Here is a 16,930-nt window from a genome sequence, read left to right on the forward strand (position 1 = left end):
TCTAAATTTGAAACAATATACCAAAGAATTTAAATACAACTTAAAGCTAGCATTCCCAGTTATATTAGGCTTGTTGGGGCACACATTTGTAGGTTTTGCAGATAATATAATGGTTGGCCAATTGGGAACAGCAGAATTGGCAGCTGTATCTTTAGGTAATAGCTTTGTGTTTATAGCAATGTCTTTTGGTATTGGTTTTTCTACTGCAATAACACCATTAGTGGCAGAGGCAGACGGAGCAAATAATGTTAACAATGCTAAAAGTGCATTAAAGCACGGACTTATATTGTGTACCGTTTTAGGTTTATTTTTGTTTGGAGTTATACTGTTAGGTAAGCCTTTAATGTATTTAATGAAACAACCGCCAGAGGTTGTAGAATTGGCTATACCTTATTTAGATTTGGTAGCTTTTTCATTGGTTCCACTGGTAATTTTTCAGGCATTTAAACAATTTTCAGACGGTTTATCGCAAACAAAATATCCTATGTATGTTACCTTAATAGGTAATGCTATAAATATACTTTTAAACTATTTGCTAATTTTTGGAACTTTTGGTTTTCCTAAGCTTGGTATAATTGGTGCCGCTATTGGTACTTTGGTATCTAGGGTTGCTATGGTGGTTTTATTTTGGGTAATACTAAAACAAACCAAAAAATTTCATAAGTACGTTACAGGTTTCAACTTTAAAAAAATAGAAAGTAATGTAATGAAAAAAATTATGAGTATTGGTTTTCCATCTGCATTGCAAATGTTTTTTGAGGTAGCAATTTTTACGGCAGCAATATGGATAAGCGGTGTTCTGGGTAAAAACCCACAGGCAGCAAACCAAATAGCATTAAACCTATCTAGTATGACGTTTATGGTGGGTATGGGGCTAGGTGTAGCTGCAATGGTACGCGTAGGTAACCAAAAAGGATTGGGTAACTTTAAAGATTTGCGCAGAATGGCACAATCTATATTTTTACTCACATTTTTATTAGAAGTTATTTTTGCTGCTCTATTTTTAATATTTAGACATTGGTTACCAACAGTGTATTTAGATGTAAATGATGCCGCAAATATTGTAGATAATACAGAGGTTATTATAATAGCAGCTCAACTACTACTTGTTGCAGCATTTTTTCAAATTTCAGACGGATTGCAAGTTGTAGTGTTAGGAGCATTGCGTGGTTTACAAGATGTTACCATACCAACAATAATTACCTTTATTGCTTATTGGCTAATTGGTTTTCCTATTTGTTTTTATTTAGGGTTATACACACCTTTAAAAAGTACAGGAATTTGGATTGGCTTATTGGCTGGCCTAACTGCATCTGCCTTATTATTGTATATTAGATTTAATATGCTAACAAAAAAATTAATACTTAATACAGAAGAATAATTATGGATTTTCCAAAATTTTTATTGGGCGACAACACAGATTACCCAACCGCTATATTTATTATACATACAGATTATCCTAGGTTTATAATTAATTTAGAGGATGATGAGGTAGAGTGGCTAGAAGATTTTACAAAAGAGGATGAAGCAGAACTAACAGAAGAGGCAGAAAAATTAATTGCTGAAGCTACAGCTTTTTACGACAGAGAAATTTCTCGTTACGAAGAATAATTTACTATTATGCTTGAAGAATTAATACAATACGATACCAACTTTTTTTTATACTTAAATAATTTAGGAACTAGTACTTGGGATGGTTTTTGGATGTTTGTTACCAATAAAAAAAGTTCTATACCATTGTATGCTGTGTTGTTATTTTTTACGTACAAGCAAGTTGGATTTAAAAAAACAATTTTAATATTAGTATCTGTAGGTATTTTAATAGGTGCAACAGACCAATTGGCTAATTTTTTTAAATATGGTATTGCACGTTTAAGGCCTTGCCATAATACAGATTTAGATGGTTTAGTACGTTTGGTAAAAAGTTCCTGTGGTGGTAAATATGGCTACTTTTCTGCACACGCAGCAAATTCTTTTGCTGTTGCAGTATTTTTTGGAAATGTGCTTAAAGATAAATTTAAATACATAAAAGTACTCCTACTTACTTGGGCAGCATTTGTTGCCTACAGCAGAATATACATTGGTGTACATTATACATTAGATGTTGCTACAGGTATTGTAATTGGTAGTTTTTTAGGCTTTATTTTCTGCAAATTAATGCAACTAATGGCAGCTAAGTTAAAGCTATAATTATGGTAGTTTTTTAAATATAGAGTTGTTTAGTGGCGCTAAAAATATAAGTATAAAAATAGCTCCAAAAACTAGTTCATAAACCTCCCAAGTTCTACCAGCAGGGTTGCTAACTACTAGTGCTGTTGCTATTAAAAAGGCAATTGTATGGTGCCACTTAACCATTGGCACAGCAAACATATTAACTAGCTTTTTAAACCACTCTTTTTTTCTGTAAAGAATAGGGGACACAATTAAATACATAACCATTACAACCATAAGTAATTGGCTAAAAATAAGTTTATTTACCTTAGTTTCTCCTACAACCATATTGTGTAAGTTGGTTTCTCCCTGTGCATTGTTCTCTATAAAAAACTCACTAGATTCTACACCAAGAATGCGTTGGCCCCATGAAACTTCTTCTCCGGCTCCAAATAAAAACAAAATAGCAAAAAGTAATGTTCCAATTTTCCAGGTAATAGATTTTCCTTTAGATATTGTAACTAACCTGTATAAACAAATTAAACTAATAATAAACAGCATTAGTGCTGTTCCGTACTCTACTAAGCCGTCTTCTTGAGCATATGAAGTATCAAAAAAATCTTTATCTGTTAATCCATAATATAAACCTATACTACAAATTAAAAATAAGGCTGCGTAAACTACTTTATCTAATGTTTTCATTTTGTTTTTTTTGCTAATTATCAAAGGTAATAATTGCCATTTAAAGGTATGTTATACTTTGGTAAGATTTTAACTTTTATGTTTAGTTTCCTTTTTTAACTACTTTGTAATTTAAGTATTTATGTTTCATCCATAAATAGGCAAAGCAGTCTGTTAAAGGTCCAATAGACCTATTCCAAAAACCAAATTTTGATTTTCCTTCAATTCTAGAAGAATGTTGCACAGGAACTTGTTTTATTTTTCCATTTTGTAGCAACACCATTGCGGGTAAAAATCTGTGTAAACCATTAAAAAGGGGTATTTTTTTTGCATAAGTTGCTTTAATCACTTTTAATGGGCAACCAGTATCTTCTACGCCATCTTTAGTAAAAGCACGCCTAATTTTGTTGGCAAGGTTAGAGGATAACTTTTTAAAAAAAGTATCTCTTCTTTGTATTCTAATGCCAGTAACTAAGTCGTATTCTGTTGTGTATTTTAATAAGAGGTTAAAATCTAACGGAGATGTTTGTAAGTCTGCATCAATATAACCAATAAGCTCGGTTTCTGCTGCATCAAAACCTGCTTTAATAGCAGCTGTTAAACCGTAATTTTTATCAAATTGTAAAAAAGAAAAAAGTGGATTATTACAGCATATTTGTTCTAGTAAAGCCTGACTATTATCTGTAGAACCATCATTTACAAACAAAACAACTGTTTTTTTTAGTGCAACTTTTAGGTAATTGTTTAACTCTTTTCCTAACCTGGCTATACTGTTCTCTTCATTATAGATAGGAACAACTATTGTAAATTCATACATCATAATATATAACTATTACTTACTGTGTAACTTTAGTAATTTATCTGCAGCAGTAAAGGGTGATGTTTTATTGTTTATAACAGCATCTATAGCAACTTGTAATTCTGCCTTTACACTTTTATTGTTGTAAAACTGTTGCTTTAATTGGTCTTCAATGGTTTGTAATAGCCAATATTTATTTTGCTCTTGTCTTTTTTGTATAAAAAAGTTGTTTTTGGTGTTAATAGCAACATAGTTTGTTACTGTTTCCCAAACCTCTAAAATACCAATATCTTCTAATGCAGAACAAGCAAGTACTTTTGGTACCCAACCATTATCTTGTGTTTTTAATAAATGCAAGGCCCGCGTAAATTCTACTTTGGCCTTTTTTGCACGTTGTATATTATCTCCATCAGATTTATTTATCACAATAGCATCAGCCATTTCCATAATACCACGTTTAATGCCTTGGAGCTCATCACCAGCACCTGCTAATTTTAAAAGAAGAAAAAAATCTACCATACTATGTACAGCAGTTTCACTTTGTCCAACACCAACAGTTTCAATTAAAATAACGTTGTAACCAGCAGCTTCACATAGCACAATAGTTTCTCTGGTTTTACGTGCAACGCCTCCTAAAGAGCTCCCTGAGGGCGAAGGTCTAATAAAAGCATTTTCATCTTTTACCAGCTCTTCCATACGTGTTTTATCTCCCAATATACTGCCTTTGGTAATAGTACTTGTTGGGTCTACAGCCAAAACAGCCACCTTTTTACCTTGTGCTGTAAGTTTTTTTCCAAAACGCTCTATAAAGGTACTTTTACCAACTCCAGGAACACCAGTTATACCAATTCTAATACTCTTAGTTTTGTGCAGTAGGCATTGCTCTATAATTTCATTAGCTTGTTTTGTATGTGTACTATTAGTACTTTCTATAAGTGTTATAGCTCTACTTAAAGCTGTTTTGTTACCACTTAAAATACCTTTAGCTAAACTGTCTGTGGTAGGTAAATCTCTTCTAAACTTTTTAATTCTAGAAGCACTTTGGTTGCTTATATTTTTATTTGTGTTCAATATTATTTACTAATAGGTACGCTAACTTTGGTTTTGTCCCAAGCTAAAGTTAAGTACGGTTGTTCTTTATGTTCAAAGTTAATGGTAAATCTTTCTTTAACCGAATCTAATTTTGTTACAGGTACAGTTACTGTTACAATATCTTGTTTTGTATTTCTGGTAGTTTCTGCTCCACCGCTTAAAATTGTAACTCCCCAATCTGGAACTTCTTTATTAAAAATGATATCCCAACTATTTTTGTTTGGTTTAGACCATAGGGAGTAAGTGCCAGCGGCTAAATTTTTACCATCTATTTTAATGTTAGAAGTTGTTTTAAAAGTAGTAGGCTCATTAGCACCTGTTCTCCAAACTTTATTGTAAGGGACAAGAGAGCCAAAAATTGCTCTATCTTTTTTAGATGGACTACAATAAACTACACTTAGGTTGTAATTATTTTTGTTATAGGTAACAGTTTCTTCTGGACTAAATTTTTTTGTTTGGTCTTTCATCATTGGTATACCAACAAAAACAGTAAGTAGCCCCAATACAACTACGGTAATAATCATCCATTGTATAACTTTCATTGTGTGGTTTTTTTAGGTTTTTTCTAAGTTACTAAATCTTGTTTAATTAAGAACAGCCCAAATTACACTTTTAGCAGTATTTTATTTAAAGTGTAAAATTGCTTTAAATTTATAGGGATTACCATAAAAAACTAAAAATAAATTATGTTTTTGCAACATCAATAATTTTGTGTCGTCTTTATTTAAACAAACGCAACCAAAAAAAACAATTAATGTCTACTGCTGATATTGTTAAGAAATGTAAAACAAACAACCGTAAAGCTCAAATGCAGCTTTACAAACAATACTGCAATGGTATGTATTGTGTTGCAATGCGTTTTTTAAAAAATGAGAATGATGCAGAAGATGTGGTACAAGAGGCATTTATTAATGCTTTTCAAAAAATAGAGCAGTATAGCGGTGAAGTAACTTTTGGTGCTTGGCTTAAAAAAATTGTAGTACACAAATGTTTAGATTTTATAAAGGTTAAAAAAGATAAATATGTTGCCTTAACGGAAACCAGTTTAACAATTGTAGAAGATGATGATTGGTTGGTAGAAGATACGGTAACCCTACAGCAAATAAAATTTGCAATTGCACAACTACCAGATAAATACCAATGTGTAGTACAATTATATTTAATAGAAGGATATGACCATAAAGAAACATCTGAAATATTAGATATTACAGAGTCTGCTTGTAGAACACGTTTACTAAGAGGCAAAGGCTTATTAAAAGAACTTTTAAAAGAGAAAAGATATGGGACAGGATCTTAGGGAAATATTTAAGAAAGAAAGAGCAAAGCAAAAGCACAACTTAAAAGATGGGCATATTACTAGGTTTGAAGACAAGTTAAACGCTGCTATGCCTGCCCCAAAGCAAAATAAATGGTATGTGTACAAAATTGCCGCAAGTGTGATTGTATTGCTTACTATTTCTATTTTGGTTTATCACAATCAATCTAAAAATACAACAGTTAACAACACCGTAGTAGACATAGAAAAGCCATCTAAGGAAAAAGAAGGTATAACATTAGGAGCTCTTTCTCCAGATTTAAAAAAGATTGAAGATTATTACAAAGTAAATATAAATTTAGAGTTAGCACAGTTGCAAGTGTCTAATGATAATAAAACATTGGTAGATAGTTATATGGAGCGCTTAGCAGAGTTGCATAAAGAGTACCAAGATCTTAATACAGAGTTAAATACCATTGGGCCTAATGATCAATTAATTTCTGCTTTAATTAACAATTTGCAATTGCGTTTGCAGTTGCTACAAAAACTTAGAAAAAAGTTAAACGAATTAAAAAGCAATCAAAATGAAACAATTAGTGTGTAAAAGTATAATAGTATTAACAATACTTGCTTGTACAAGTATATACGCCCAAAGGCAAACAAAAGTATTTAAAGAGGTGTTTAATGTAAATAAAAATGCTGTTTTAGATTTAGATACCAATAATGCAGATATAGAGTTTGATACTTGGAACAAAAATGTAATACAAGTAGAAGCAACCATAGAAGTAGAAGGTATGTCTATAGATGAAGCAGAAAAATACTTTGCTCGTAACAAAATGGATATTTTAGGAAATTCTAGTAAAGTAACTGTATCTACAGGAGGAAATAAATTTTTTAGTAAAACTGATGCTTTTGTTAATGCGCAGCCAATTCATTTTAATACCTCTAATTTTCCTGCAAGAGTGTCTTTTGATATGGACACAATAAGAATGGATACTATAATGTTGGGCTATGATTTGAAAGATGTAAAGTTTGTGGACTTTAATTATGATGAATACCAAAAAGGTGGTAAAGAGTATATAAAAAAGTGGCAACAAGAGTTTCAAAAAGATATGGGAGCAAAAAACGAAGCCGAAATAAAAAAATGGGTAGAAGAAGTTAAAAAGAAGGCTATAATTACTCAAAAAAAGTCAAAAATTTTAGCCGAGAAACATAAGGAGCTTTCAGAAAAAGTAAAAGCTAAAGTCTTAAAAGCACAGCGCAACGGAGATGTAATTTATATGAACTCTAATGAATTTTACACTAGTCCCAATACATTTTACATTTCTAAGGATGGTGGTACAAAGAGCTTAAAAGTTAAAAAAACAATCAAGATTAAAATGCCTAAATCTGCAACCATAAAAATGGATGTACGTCATGGTAAAGTAAAACTTGCGGATAATACAACAAATATAAATGCAAACTTGTCTTATGCAAGTTTGCTAGCTTCTACAATTAAAGGAGAAAAGACGTATGTAAATGCGTCTTATTCTCCTATATATGTTACTAATTGGAATGTTGGGCAGTTAAAAACCAGCTATACTAAAGATGTAGAATTAAAAACGGTAAAAGAGCTTACTTTAAGTTCTGTATCTTCTAACATAACCATAGATCAGTTGTTAAAATCTGCTTTTATGAAAAATGATTTTGGAAATGTACAAATAAACTCAATATCATCAGACTTTGAAGATTTAGATATTACTATTACAAATGGTGAATTAGAGGCCATTTTACCAAAAACACCTTATACTATATATATAAAGAGCAAATCATCAAAAACAGTTTTACCTTCTAATTTATCAATAAAAAAATCTTTAAATCAGAATATGGTAGTGCACAAAGGCTACAACAACTCAAAAAACACAACAAGGTCTCTTAACATAGATGCATCATACAGTGATGTTGTTTTAAAGTAGTACTAAATTTAGTGAGTATTTTTCTTTAATAACTCAGGAAACTTATTTTTGAATCTATTTAATCTTGGTACAGATACATTTTTAATGTACGGGTTATTAGGATGTTTTTTTTCGTAATCTTGGTGGTAGTCTTCTGCCTTGTAAAAAGTTGTAAAAGGGGTAACCTCGGTAACAATTTTAGAGCTAAATACTTTTTCTTTAGTAAGTTTAGCTATATAGTCTGTTATAATTTTTTGTTCTTGCTTGTTCTTATAAAAAGCAATAGATCTATATTGTGTGCCTTTATCTGGTCCTTGGCGGTTTAATGTTGTTGGGTCTTGAGATCCAAAAAAAACTTTAACCAAAGTAGCATAAGAAACTTCCTTGGGATTGTAATATACAACCACAGCTTCTGCATGTGTGCTATTACCACTACCTACTTGCTCGTAAGTAGGATTTTTTTCTGTGCCTCCTGCATAACCAGATATTACTTCCTTAACACCTTTAACACTCTCAAAAACAGCTTCTACACACCAAAAGCAACCACTTGCAAAATAGGCAGTTTCATAAGAGCTTAAATCCTGGATAATTGTTTTTGTCTCTACCTTTACCTCTGTACTAGTTTCTTTTTTTGTATTGTTTTTAGATGAACAACTGGTAGATATTAATATTGTGCTTAGTAATAATGCAACTTTAACTATTCTCATAAATTTTCTTTTTAATAAATTAGTGTGCTACTTTTAAATATACTTACAAGGGTACACTTATTTTAAAAATACATTAACATTTTATCTATGCAAAATACAGCAAATTTTTTGCAATCTGTAACGGCAGGTTTTACTTCTATTATTAATACAACCAATTTAAAAGACAGTTATATTCCTGTGGACTTATCTACAGGTAATAAAGAATTAGATAAGTTAGATATTACTAGGGCAAATGAATGTGAAGCCTACATTACACAACAATTAGAAAGTAATAATGCCACTGTTGCTTATGGTGGTTATTTAGAAATAAGAAACTTATATGCTAATAACAAAAATTTTTCTAAAGAAAGTGATAATATACGTAATATACATTTGGGTATAGATTTTTGGGCAAATGCTGGGGCAGAAGTTATAGTGCCTGTAAGTGGAGTAGTGCACAGTTTTAAAAATAATAACGTGTTTGGAGATTATGGGCCTACAATAATTTTAGAGCATACTATTAATAATCATTCATTTTATACTTTGTACGGACACTTAGCTCTTTCTTCTTTAAATGATGTGTATGTAGGTAAAGAGTTTGCAAAAGGATCAGTTTTAGCAACTTTAGGAACGGCAGAAGTTAATGTAGGTTATGCGCCACATTTACATTTTCAGGTAATAATAGATATTAAAGATTTTAAAGGAGATTACCCAGGAGTTTGTGCTAAAAAAGATGTAGAGTTTTACAAGCAGAATTGCCCTAATCCAAACTTACTTTTAAAAATATAGCTGTCTTTTACTAAGATTAAATGCACTTAATTTCGATTAGCGGATTTTTACTTATTATCAGTCATCGAAGATTTTTTACACTTTATCATATAATTTGTCAAATACCGAAAAATAAGGGTGTTTAAGCGATTTTGATTTCTGTAACATTATGTTGGTAGTAATTTTACATCAACAAACAAAGTTACTATGAAAGCAATTATCACTTTATTATTCGTTATTACAGTAGGCGTTACAGCACAAGCACAAGAAGCTAAAGTTACTCCTGTTTTAAAAATGGAAACTAAAGAGGTAAAAGCAACAGTAGTAACTGAAGAAGCTGCGGAAAAAGAAACTGAAGTAGCACGTTTGTACAAGTTTAAAAATTCTAAAATTAAAAAGGCATTATCTTTTTCTACAAAACGTAGCAAGTCTAAAATAGCTTAATCTTCTCATTTTATTCAATTAACTAATTTTTTATAGCAAATACCTTAATTTTAGAAATTGCAAACACTATATTTAGTAAAAGTTGAGATAAACGTAGTTTAAAATTGTCTTTTTCCTTTCATCTATAGTTTAGCGTTCTTTATCTACAATTAGCAATTTTTGTTGTTTAGGGTAAGTAGCTTTGTAATACAAAACAAAAGTATTATGAAAGCTATTATCACTTTTTTATTTATTCTTACATTAGGATTAACAGCAAAAGCACAAGTACCAACACAAGTAGACAAAACCGTTACAGTTTTAAATTTAAAACCAACACAAGTAATATCTTTAGAAAAAAAAGTAGAAGTTGTTAAAGAAAAAGCTGAGGTAGCGCGTTTATACAGATTTAAAAATGCTAAAATTAAAAGAGAATTAACTTTTACAGTAAAAAAAATAATTACTAAAATAGCTTAGTTTTTTCTTTAAATTTTTGTTTTGTTAACTTTTATCTACTCTTAAAAACTACGTTTATATTTTTTGTAGTCATATAACATCAGTTGTAATGCACTTAATTTCGATTAGCTGATTTTCACCTAATTTCAGTTGTCGAAGATTTTTTACACTTTATCATATAATTTGTCAAACACCTAAAAATAAAGGTGTTTAAGCGATTTTGATTTCTATAACATTATGTTGATAGTAATTTTACATTAACAAACAAAGTTACTATGAAAGCAATTATCACTTTATTATTTGTTATTACAGTAGGCGTTACAGCACAGGCACAAGAGGCTAAAGTTGCTCCTGTTTTAAAAATGGAAACTAAAGAGGTAAAAGCAACAGTAGTAACTGAAGAAGCTGCGGAAAAAGAAACTGAAGTAGCACGTTTGTACAAGTTTAAAAATTCTAAAATTAAAAAGGCATTATCTTTTTCTACAAAACGTAGTAAGTCTAAAATAGCTTAATTTTAAACATTTTGTAACTAATTGTTAAATAGTTGTTTAGTTTTTTTAAATCCGATAAAATGTTTGTTTTTTAGGATTAAGTGTTGGTTAACAAAAAAACTACTATTTTTTAATAGGTAGTTCATCTAAGTTGTTGCAAGTCAACGATAAAAAAGTGTTTTTAAACGAGTAAGAAAAAGTTCGGGAAAATAAGGGTTGTAATTTTATGGTAAACAAAACCTATTTATGAAAACTCTAGTTACCTTATCTTTAATTTTATGTGTTGGTGTATCTGTACAAGCACAAAAAACTAAAAAGTTACCTGTTAGTAAAGTTGAAGTGCCAAAAATAGCTTCAATTGTAAAAGGGTCTACAGTTTTAAATAATACAAAACAGAATAGCGTTGCACGTTTGTATTTAATTAAAAATGCAAATATTATTAAAGCGCTTTCTTTTGAGACAAAAGCAAATAAAGCAAAATTAGTTTAATTATGATATATTTAACTTTAATTACAATAGCAGCTATTACATTTGGCCTGTTATTTAATAATAAACCAAAAGTGCGTGCAATTAAAGTTCCTGTTCGTAATAAACATATTAAAAAGTAACTAACGATGACAGCAGTTTTACACTGCATATAAATAAAAAAGCAGCTCTAAAAGAGCTGCTTTTTTTATGACTATTAAGTACTAGTTTTATTCTTCAACTAGTACCCATTCACCTCTAGTTAATAAAGGTTCTGCTTGTTTAAATTTAACAACTTTAGATTCGCCATTCATTACATTTTTAATTGTAACTCTGTCATTTCTACCAATTTTTGGTCTTTCTCTAGTAATTGTTTCTGTTACTTGTGGTCTATTACCCTGTGTTTGGCTAGCAGCCCTGTTTTGTGCAGCTAACTCATCACTGTTAGGTATTTCTTCTTTTGTAGTTTGTAAGTTTGCTTGTGGCCTTCTTACAGTTCTTGCTTCCTGTATGTCTGATGTGTCACCAGTTGGTAATTCTGCTTTAAACAAGAATGATACTACATCTTTATTAACAGTATCTACCATAGCTTTAAAAAGCTCAAAAGCTTCAAACTTATAAATTAATAGCGGATCTTTTTGTTCATGCACAGCTAATTGTACAGATTGTTTTAACTCATCCATTTTACGTAAATGAGTTTTCCAAGCATCATCTAAAATTGCAAGTGTTATATTCTTTTCAAAATCGTTTACCAATTGCTTACCGTTACTTTCGTATGCTTCTTTAAGGTTGGTAACTATTTTAAGAGCTTTAATTCCGTCTGTAAAAGGAACTTCTATACGTTCAAAATTATTGGCAGCATCTTCATAAACATTTTTTATTACCGGAAAAGCAGTAGCAGCATTACGCTCCATTTTATTTTGGTAATAATCATAAACTACCTTATAAGTTTTGTTTGCAATATCTTGTACAGACATTTTAGCAAACTCATCTTCGTTAATAGGAGCTGTTACAGAAAAATACTTAATTAATTCAAATTCAAAGTTTTTATAATCACTAGCAGCTTTATTACCATCTGCAATAGACTCGCAGGTATCATAAATCATATTAGCAATATCTAATTTTAAACGCTCTCCTTGTAAAGCATGACGTCTTCTTTTGTAAATTACCTCTCTTTGGGCATTCATAACATCATCATACTCTAACAAACGTTTACGTACTCCAAAGTTGTTTTCTTCAACTTTTTTCTGTGCACGTTCTATAGATTTTGTCATCATTGAGTGCTGAATAACTTCGCCTTCTTCTAAGCCCATTTTATCCATCATTTTAGCAACTCTATCAGAACCAAATAAACGCATAAGGTTATCTTCTAAAGAAACATAAAATTGAGAACTTCCTGGATCTCCTTGACGCCCGGCTCTACCACGTAGCTGCCTATCTACACGTCTAGAATCGTGACGCTCTGTACCAATAATTGCCAAACCACCAGCATTTTTAACGTCTGTAGATAATTTAATATCGGTACCACGACCTGCCATATTGGTAGCAATAGTTACAATACCAGCATTACCTGCTTGTGCAACTACATCTGCTTCTTTCTTATGTAACTTGGCGTTAAGTACATTGTGCGGTACTTTACGTATGGTTAACATTCTAGATAACAATTCTGATATTTCTACAGAAGTTGTACCAATAAGTACCGGTCTGCCAGAGTTAGATAGTTGTGTAACTTCCTCTATAATGGCATTGTATTTTTCTCTTTTTGTTTTGTAAATTAAATCGTTTCTATCATCACGAGCAATTGGTCTGTTAGTTGGTATTTCCATAACATCTAACTTGTAAATTTCCCAAAATTCACCAGCTTCTGTAATGGCTGTACCAGTCATACCAGCAAGCTTGTTGTACATTCTAAAGTAGTTTTGTAATGTAACTGTAGCAAAGGTTTGTGTCATTGCTTCAATTTTTACATTCTCTTTAGCTTCTATAGATTGGTGTAAACCATCTGAGTAACGACGACCGTCCATAATACGACCTGTTTGCTCATCTACAATCATTACTTTATTGTCCATTACTACGTACTCCACATCTTTCTCAAAAAGAGTGTAAGCTTTTAGTAATTGGTTCATAGTATGTATTCGCTCACTTTTAATAGAGAAATCTTTAAATAACTCTTCTTTTAGTTCAGCTTCTTTTTCTATGTTTAGGTTTTGGTTTTCTATTTGAGCAATTTCATAACCAATATCTGGCATTACAAAGAAATTACTGTCTACATCACCAGAAATATGTTTAATACCTTTATCTGTTAACTCTATTTGATTGTTTTTTTCATCAATTACAAACAGCAACTCTTCATCAACCGTTGGCATTTCACGGTTGTTATCTTGCATATAAAAGTTCTCAGTTTTTTGTAACAACTGTTTAATACCTTCTTCACTTAAAAACTTAATTAGCGCTTTGTTTTTAGGTAAACCACGGTAAACACGTAGTAGTAAAAAACCGCCTTCTTTTGTGTCACCTGCTTTTATTAATTTTTTAGCTTCGGCTAAAACACCAGTTAAGTATTGTTTTTGTAGTTGTACAATGTCTGCAACTTTTGGTTTTAACTCGTTAAACTCGTGTCTGTCTCCTTCGGGTACAGGACCAGAAATAATTAACGGTGTACGTGCATCATCAACCAAAACAGAATCTACTTCATCTACAATAGCAAAGTTATGCGGGCGCTGTACTAGGTCTGTAGGTTTGTGCGCCATATTATCACGCAAATAGTCAAAACCAAATTCATTATTTGTACCGTAGGTTATGTCTGCATTGTATGCAGTTCTACGAGCATCAGAATTAGGTTGATGATAATCTATACAATCTATTGTAAATCCATGAAACTGAAAAATTGGTGCCATCCACGCGCTATCTCTTTTTGCAAGATAATCGTTAACGGTTACTAGGTGTACACCATTACCAGTAAGAGCATTTAAGTAAACTGGCAATGTAGCCACAAGAGTTTTACCTTCACCAGTTTGCATTTCTGCAATTTTACCTTGGTGTAGTGCAATACCACCAATTAGCTGTACATCATAATGTACCATATCCCAAGTTACCTGCTTACCTGCAGCATCCCAAGAGTTTTGCCAAACGGCTTTGTCACCTTCTAAGCTAACATAGTCTTTAATACCAGACAACTGCCTGTCATATTCTGTAGCAGTAACTGTAAGTGTAGTGTTGTTTGCAAAACGTTTAGCAGTTTCTTTTACAACAGCAAAAGCTTCTGGTAAAAGATCTGAAAGTGATTTTTCTAACGTTTTATATACTTCTTCTTGTAAACGATCTATTTCTGTATAAAGATCTTCGTTTTTATCTATATCTGTAGAAGACTCAACCTCAATTTTAAGAGCTTCTATTTGTTCATTTAACTCTTTAGTGTCTGCCTTTAATTTTTCTTTAAACTCTACTGTTTTTGCCCTTAGCTCATCTAGACTAATAGCTTCTAAACTTTGTTCAAAGGCTTTAATTTTATCTACTATTGGCTGTAATTGCTTAACGTCTTTTTTGGCTTTATCACCAACAAAGGCCTTTAGCACGGAATTAATGAAACTCATATGTATTATAATTTATAAAGTCTGTGGTTTACAAAGTAAACACATTCAACTATTTAGATTAATGTTCCGTATAAAATGCGGAATGTAATTTGTTACGCAAAAGGTATTCCAGTTTTTTAAAAGGCTAAAATAGCCACCTGCGTCTGCCAAAATTACATAAAAAAAAAGCCTCCAAGGAGACTTTTTTATGTATTTCTTTATTTAATATTCATCCTCGTTCCAGAGGTAATCTTCTTCTGTAGGATAGTCAGGCCATATCTCCTCAATAGATTCGTAGATTTCTCCACCTTCTTCTTCCATAGATTGTAAATTTTCTACAACTTCTAATGGTGCACCAGTTCTAATGGCGTAATCTATTAATTCATCTTTGGTCGCTGGCCAAGGCGCATCACTTAAATAAGATGCTAGTTCTAATGTCCAATACATGGTAATAGTTAATTTTAATTTTTTGCAAAAATAAATTTTTAAACAAGAAAAGCAAGTTTTTTTGTAGTTTTTTAATTTATTTTTATAAAATTGTTGATATTCAATATGTTGATAACGTTAAAATAATGTAAATATTAGTCTTTCTTCTCAGGAATCCACTTTATTTCGTTTGCATCTAGGTCTTTACTTAGTTTTCTAGAGAGTACAAATAAGTAGTCGGACAATCTATTGATAAATGACAAAACATTTGCTTCAAAAGGTTCGTTCTCGTTTAAATGAGATGCTAAACGTTCTGCTCTACGGCAAACAGTACGTGCAATATGACAGTATGACACGGTTGTGTGTCCGCCAGGTAAAATAAAATGTGTCATCTGTGGTAAAGATTCATTCATTTTATCCATTTCTTGCTCTAATAGTTCAATATCTGCGTTGCTAATTTTTTCTATATTTAGCCTTTCTTTTCCGTTTTTAAGAACCATTTTTTCTGGATCTGTAGCCAAAACAGCACCAACGGTAAATAATTTATCTTGTATAGTAGCTATAATATCTTTGTAGTGGTTATTAATTTTTTGGTCTCTTATAAGTCCCATCCAAGAGTTTAGTTCATCTACAGTACCGTAAGATTCTATACGTAAATGATGTTTGGGAACTCTAGTGCCGCCAAATAGGGCAGTAGTTCCTTTATCTCCTGTTTTTGTATATATTTTCATATGTTATTCTTCTTTGAATTTTGAGTCTATAGCTTTTTCTACTTTTAAAACTAAAGTAATAATACTTGTAAGCAATAGCGCTATACAAATAACAACTGCAATTTCTTTTTTAGGTTGATATAGAATACTAAATAGAGATGATAATGCAAGTAAAAAACCAATTTTTATTAATTGTATTGATGAATATTTTTGCGCAAAATTCCACCTGTTTTGGTTTAACATAGCCTTGCTAGTTCTGTAACCATATAGATTATTTATTTTTTTAGGAGGAAATTTAAGCTGAAAAAGTCCAACAATTATAAATAAGCTGCCGGAGCCAAGAGGAATGTGAAATAATGGGTTGCTAAAATCCAAATTGCTTACTCTTTACGTTTGTAATTACTCATAAATTTACGAGATTTTCTTTCTTTGCTTTTCTTTTTGTTTCTAAAATTTACAACAAGAAAAATAACTAGTACAATTCCGCAAACAATAAATGTAGTATAGTCCATTGTTAATTTTTATAATTTTAAAAATACAGTATTATATTCTTATTTTAAAATGTTCTTTTGCTTGTTCTTTTCTAAAAAATACAGCTGCACCATAAAAAACATCTACAGTAACGGTGACAAAATCTAACATTTTAATTTGCTCCCAGATTTGTTCTGTTTGTTTATTTTTATAAATGTTATTAATAAAAACCATTGTGTTATTATGGTAGTTAACACTTTTAAAAACGGTTAAATCTGGAGTGTTTAAATACCCAAAGTCTACATTAGTATTGGTATAATTTATGTTGGTTTTTATATGTTTTTTTAATTCTTTATTCGTTACAAAAGCAGTTTTTACATTAAAATAAGAAATACTTTTTAGTACAACGTTAAAACTTTTATTACGGTGTAGCTTCTCTTTTTTATACAAACACTTAGTAACGTAATTATATATAAAAGGTGAGTGTACACCGTGTTGGTTAGTTGCTTTTAATAAAAAACCTAAATGCGCAAGTGTTTGAAACATAGTTAAG

22 protein-coding genes are annotated in these 16,930 nt (G+C 31.0%); 11 read left to right on the forward strand and 11 right to left on the reverse strand.

Annotated elements, in window-relative coordinates:
- Window positions 1–7: 7 nt before the first annotated feature.
- Genes BFJ87_RS07990 through BFJ87_RS08000 form a run of 3 tightly spaced genes read left to right on the forward strand, consistent with a single transcriptional unit; the run spans window position 8 to window position 2,190 of the window.
- The gene (locus tag BFJ87_RS07990; RefSeq protein ID WP_077402519.1) at window positions 8–1,381 is read left to right on the forward strand and encodes an MATE family efflux transporter; all 1,374 of its coding nucleotides are present in this window, start codon (window positions 8–10) and stop codon (window positions 1,379–1,381) included.
- Window positions 1,382–1,383: 2 nt separating this feature from the next.
- The gene (locus BFJ87_RS07995) at window positions 1,384–1,611 is read left to right on the forward strand and encodes a hypothetical protein (protein ID WP_013619642.1); all 228 of its coding nucleotides are present in this window, start codon (window positions 1,384–1,386) and stop codon (window positions 1,609–1,611) included.
- A 9-nt stretch (window positions 1,612–1,620) separates the two neighbouring features.
- Window positions 1,621–2,190: a phosphatase PAP2 family protein gene (locus tag BFJ87_RS08000; protein ID WP_077402522.1), complete on the forward strand. Its 570-nt coding sequence runs from the start codon at window positions 1,621–1,623 to the stop codon at window positions 2,188–2,190.
- On the opposite strand, the gene BFJ87_RS08005 is transcribed toward BFJ87_RS08000, so the two are convergent.
- From BFJ87_RS08005 to BFJ87_RS08020, 4 genes are all read right to left on the reverse strand, one after another.
- Entirely contained in the window at window positions 2,191–2,853 is a 663-nt protein-coding gene (locus BFJ87_RS08005; protein WP_077402525.1) for a hypothetical protein, read from the reverse strand.
- A gap of 82 nt (window positions 2,854–2,935) precedes the next feature.
- Window positions 2,936–3,652 (reverse strand): glycosyltransferase family 2 protein, encoded by a 717-nt coding sequence (locus BFJ87_RS08010; RefSeq protein ID WP_077402528.1) that lies wholly within the window; start codon window positions 3,650–3,652, stop codon window positions 2,936–2,938.
- 12 nt (window positions 3,653–3,664) lie between these two features.
- Complete coding sequence (gene meaB, locus BFJ87_RS08015) at window positions 3,665–4,702, reverse strand: methylmalonyl Co-A mutase-associated GTPase MeaB (protein ID WP_077402530.1); 1,038 nt, start codon at window positions 4,700–4,702, stop codon at window positions 3,665–3,667.
- 2 nt (window positions 4,703–4,704) lie between these two features.
- Window positions 4,705–5,265 carry a DUF2911 domain-containing protein gene (locus BFJ87_RS08020; RefSeq protein WP_077402533.1) on the reverse strand — a complete coding sequence of 187 codons (561 nt, stop codon included), beginning with the start codon at window positions 5,263–5,265 and terminating at the stop codon, window positions 4,705–4,707.
- Window positions 5,266–5,477: 212 nt separating this feature from the next.
- On the opposite strand from BFJ87_RS08020, the gene BFJ87_RS08025 reads away from it, so the two are divergent.
- From BFJ87_RS08025 to BFJ87_RS08035, 3 genes are read left to right on the forward strand one after another with little or no spacing between them, the layout of a single operon-like run.
- Window positions 5,478–6,020, forward strand: coding sequence for an RNA polymerase sigma factor (locus tag BFJ87_RS08025; protein ID WP_077402536.1), 543 nt, complete (start codon window positions 5,478–5,480; stop codon window positions 6,018–6,020).
- Complete coding sequence (locus BFJ87_RS08030; RefSeq protein WP_077402539.1) at window positions 6,004–6,582, forward strand: hypothetical protein; 579 nt, start codon at window positions 6,004–6,006, stop codon at window positions 6,580–6,582. Before BFJ87_RS08025 ends, BFJ87_RS08030 begins: the two co-directional genes overlap by 17 nt.
- Window positions 6,563–7,933 (forward strand): hypothetical protein, encoded by a 1,371-nt coding sequence (locus tag BFJ87_RS08035; RefSeq protein WP_077402542.1) that lies wholly within the window; start codon window positions 6,563–6,565, stop codon window positions 7,931–7,933. Before BFJ87_RS08030 ends, BFJ87_RS08035 begins: the two co-directional genes overlap by 20 nt.
- An 8-nt stretch (window positions 7,934–7,941) precedes the next feature.
- Here BFJ87_RS08035 and msrA read toward each other — a convergent pair whose 3' ends face one another.
- Window positions 7,942–8,619: a peptide-methionine (S)-S-oxide reductase MsrA gene (gene msrA, locus BFJ87_RS08040; protein WP_077402545.1), complete on the reverse strand. Its 678-nt coding sequence runs from the start codon at window positions 8,617–8,619 to the stop codon at window positions 7,942–7,944.
- Between the two features lie 87 nt (window positions 8,620–8,706).
- Between msrA and BFJ87_RS08045 the strand changes: the two genes are divergently transcribed.
- From BFJ87_RS08045 to BFJ87_RS08065, 5 genes are all read left to right on the forward strand, one after another.
- Window positions 8,707–9,387, forward strand: a complete 681-nt coding sequence (locus BFJ87_RS08045) for a peptidoglycan DD-metalloendopeptidase family protein (protein ID WP_077402548.1) — start codon at window positions 8,707–8,709, stop codon at window positions 9,385–9,387.
- A gap of 186 nt (window positions 9,388–9,573) precedes the next feature.
- Window positions 9,574–9,810 (forward strand): hypothetical protein, encoded by a 237-nt coding sequence (locus BFJ87_RS08050; protein ID WP_077402551.1) that lies wholly within the window; start codon window positions 9,574–9,576, stop codon window positions 9,808–9,810.
- A 204-nt stretch (window positions 9,811–10,014) separates the two neighbouring features.
- On the forward strand, window positions 10,015–10,263 hold the full coding sequence (locus tag BFJ87_RS08055; protein WP_077402554.1) for a hypothetical protein: 249 nt from the start codon (window positions 10,015–10,017) through the stop codon (window positions 10,261–10,263).
- A gap of 254 nt (window positions 10,264–10,517) precedes the next feature.
- Window positions 10,518–10,754, forward strand: coding sequence for a hypothetical protein (locus tag BFJ87_RS08060; protein WP_077402557.1), 237 nt, complete (start codon window positions 10,518–10,520; stop codon window positions 10,752–10,754).
- Between the two features lie 225 nt (window positions 10,755–10,979).
- Window positions 10,980–11,222: a hypothetical protein gene (locus BFJ87_RS08065; RefSeq protein ID WP_077402560.1), complete on the forward strand. Its 243-nt coding sequence runs from the start codon at window positions 10,980–10,982 to the stop codon at window positions 11,220–11,222.
- Window positions 11,223–11,428: 206 nt separating this feature from the next.
- Here the strand turns inward: BFJ87_RS08065 and secA are convergent, their stop codons facing one another.
- The 6 genes from secA to BFJ87_RS08090 all read right to left on the reverse strand — a co-directional run bounded on the left by secA (window position 11,429) and on the right by BFJ87_RS08090 (window position 16,923).
- Window positions 11,429–14,791, reverse strand: coding sequence for a preprotein translocase subunit SecA (secA, locus tag BFJ87_RS08070; protein WP_077402563.1), 3,363 nt, complete (start codon window positions 14,789–14,791; stop codon window positions 11,429–11,431).
- A 201-nt stretch (window positions 14,792–14,992) separates the two neighbouring features.
- Window positions 14,993–15,217, reverse strand: coding sequence for a DUF2795 domain-containing protein (locus tag BFJ87_RS08075; protein ID WP_013551418.1), 225 nt, complete (start codon window positions 15,215–15,217; stop codon window positions 14,993–14,995).
- A gap of 134 nt (window positions 15,218–15,351) precedes the next feature.
- Entirely contained in the window at window positions 15,352–15,927 is a 576-nt protein-coding gene (locus BFJ87_RS08080; protein WP_034645205.1) for a cob(I)yrinic acid a,c-diamide adenosyltransferase, read from the reverse strand.
- 3 nt (window positions 15,928–15,930) lie between these two features.
- Window positions 15,931–16,281 (reverse strand): SdpI family protein, encoded by a 351-nt coding sequence (locus BFJ87_RS08085; protein ID WP_077402566.1) that lies wholly within the window; start codon window positions 16,279–16,281, stop codon window positions 15,931–15,933.
- 5 nt (window positions 16,282–16,286) lie between these two features.
- Window positions 16,287–16,418: a hypothetical protein gene (locus tag BFJ87_RS17085; RefSeq protein WP_262487733.1), complete on the reverse strand. Its 132-nt coding sequence runs from the start codon at window positions 16,416–16,418 to the stop codon at window positions 16,287–16,289.
- 31 nt (window positions 16,419–16,449) lie between these two features.
- Window positions 16,450–16,923: a hypothetical protein gene (locus tag BFJ87_RS08090; protein WP_077402568.1), complete on the reverse strand. Its 474-nt coding sequence runs from the start codon at window positions 16,921–16,923 to the stop codon at window positions 16,450–16,452.
- Window positions 16,924–16,930: the final 7 nt, after the last annotated feature.

Origin of the sequence: Cellulophaga omnivescoria (assembly GCF_001999725.1) — a bacterium.
GTDB lineage: Bacteria > Bacteroidota > Bacteroidia > Flavobacteriales > Flavobacteriaceae > Cellulophaga > Cellulophaga omnivescoria.

Excerpts from the sequence above, each read along its gene's own strand:
- BFJ87_RS08075 (WP_013551418.1), bottom strand. The coding sequence starts at position 15,217 with ATGTATTGGACATTAGAACTAGCATCTTATTTAAGTGATGCGCCTTGG.
- BFJ87_RS08050 (WP_077402551.1), top strand. The coding sequence starts at position 9,574 with ATGAAAGCAATTATCACTTTATTATTCGTTATTACAGTAGGCGTTACA.
- secA (WP_077402563.1), bottom strand. The coding sequence starts at position 14,791 with ATGAGTTTCATTAATTCCGTGCTAAAGGCCTTTGTTGGTGATAAAGCC.
- BFJ87_RS08010 (WP_077402528.1), bottom strand. The coding sequence starts at position 3,652 with ATGATGTATGAATTTACAATAGTTGTTCCTATCTATAATGAAGAGAAC.
- BFJ87_RS08090 (WP_077402568.1), bottom strand. The coding sequence starts at position 16,923 with ATGTTTCAAACACTTGCGCATTTAGGTTTTTTATTAAAAGCAACTAAC.
- BFJ87_RS08060 (WP_077402557.1), top strand. The coding sequence starts at position 10,518 with ATGAAAGCAATTATCACTTTATTATTTGTTATTACAGTAGGCGTTACA.
- BFJ87_RS07995 (WP_013619642.1), top strand. The coding sequence starts at position 1,384 with ATGGATTTTCCAAAATTTTTATTGGGCGACAACACAGATTACCCAACC.
- BFJ87_RS17085 (WP_262487733.1), bottom strand. The coding sequence starts at position 16,418 with ATGGACTATACTACATTTATTGTTTGCGGAATTGTACTAGTTATTTTT.
- BFJ87_RS08025 (WP_077402536.1), top strand. The coding sequence starts at position 5,478 with ATGTCTACTGCTGATATTGTTAAGAAATGTAAAACAAACAACCGTAAA.
- BFJ87_RS08030 (WP_077402539.1), top strand. The coding sequence starts at position 6,004 with ATGGGACAGGATCTTAGGGAAATATTTAAGAAAGAAAGAGCAAAGCAA.
- BFJ87_RS08080 (WP_034645205.1), bottom strand. The coding sequence starts at position 15,927 with ATGAAAATATATACAAAAACAGGAGATAAAGGAACTACTGCCCTATTT.
- BFJ87_RS08020 (WP_077402533.1), bottom strand. The coding sequence starts at position 5,265 with ATGAAAGTTATACAATGGATGATTATTACCGTAGTTGTATTGGGGCTA.
- BFJ87_RS08035 (WP_077402542.1), top strand. The coding sequence starts at position 6,563 with ATGAAACAATTAGTGTGTAAAAGTATAATAGTATTAACAATACTTGCT.
- BFJ87_RS08005 (WP_077402525.1), bottom strand. The coding sequence starts at position 2,853 with ATGAAAACATTAGATAAAGTAGTTTACGCAGCCTTATTTTTAATTTGT.
- BFJ87_RS08055 (WP_077402554.1), top strand. The coding sequence starts at position 10,015 with ATGAAAGCTATTATCACTTTTTTATTTATTCTTACATTAGGATTAACA.
- BFJ87_RS08000 (WP_077402522.1), top strand. The coding sequence starts at position 1,621 with ATGCTTGAAGAATTAATACAATACGATACCAACTTTTTTTTATACTTA.
- msrA (WP_077402545.1), bottom strand. The coding sequence starts at position 8,619 with ATGAGAATAGTTAAAGTTGCATTATTACTAAGCACAATATTAATATCT.
- BFJ87_RS08065 (WP_077402560.1), top strand. The coding sequence starts at position 10,980 with ATGAAAACTCTAGTTACCTTATCTTTAATTTTATGTGTTGGTGTATCT.
- BFJ87_RS08045 (WP_077402548.1), top strand. The coding sequence starts at position 8,707 with ATGCAAAATACAGCAAATTTTTTGCAATCTGTAACGGCAGGTTTTACT.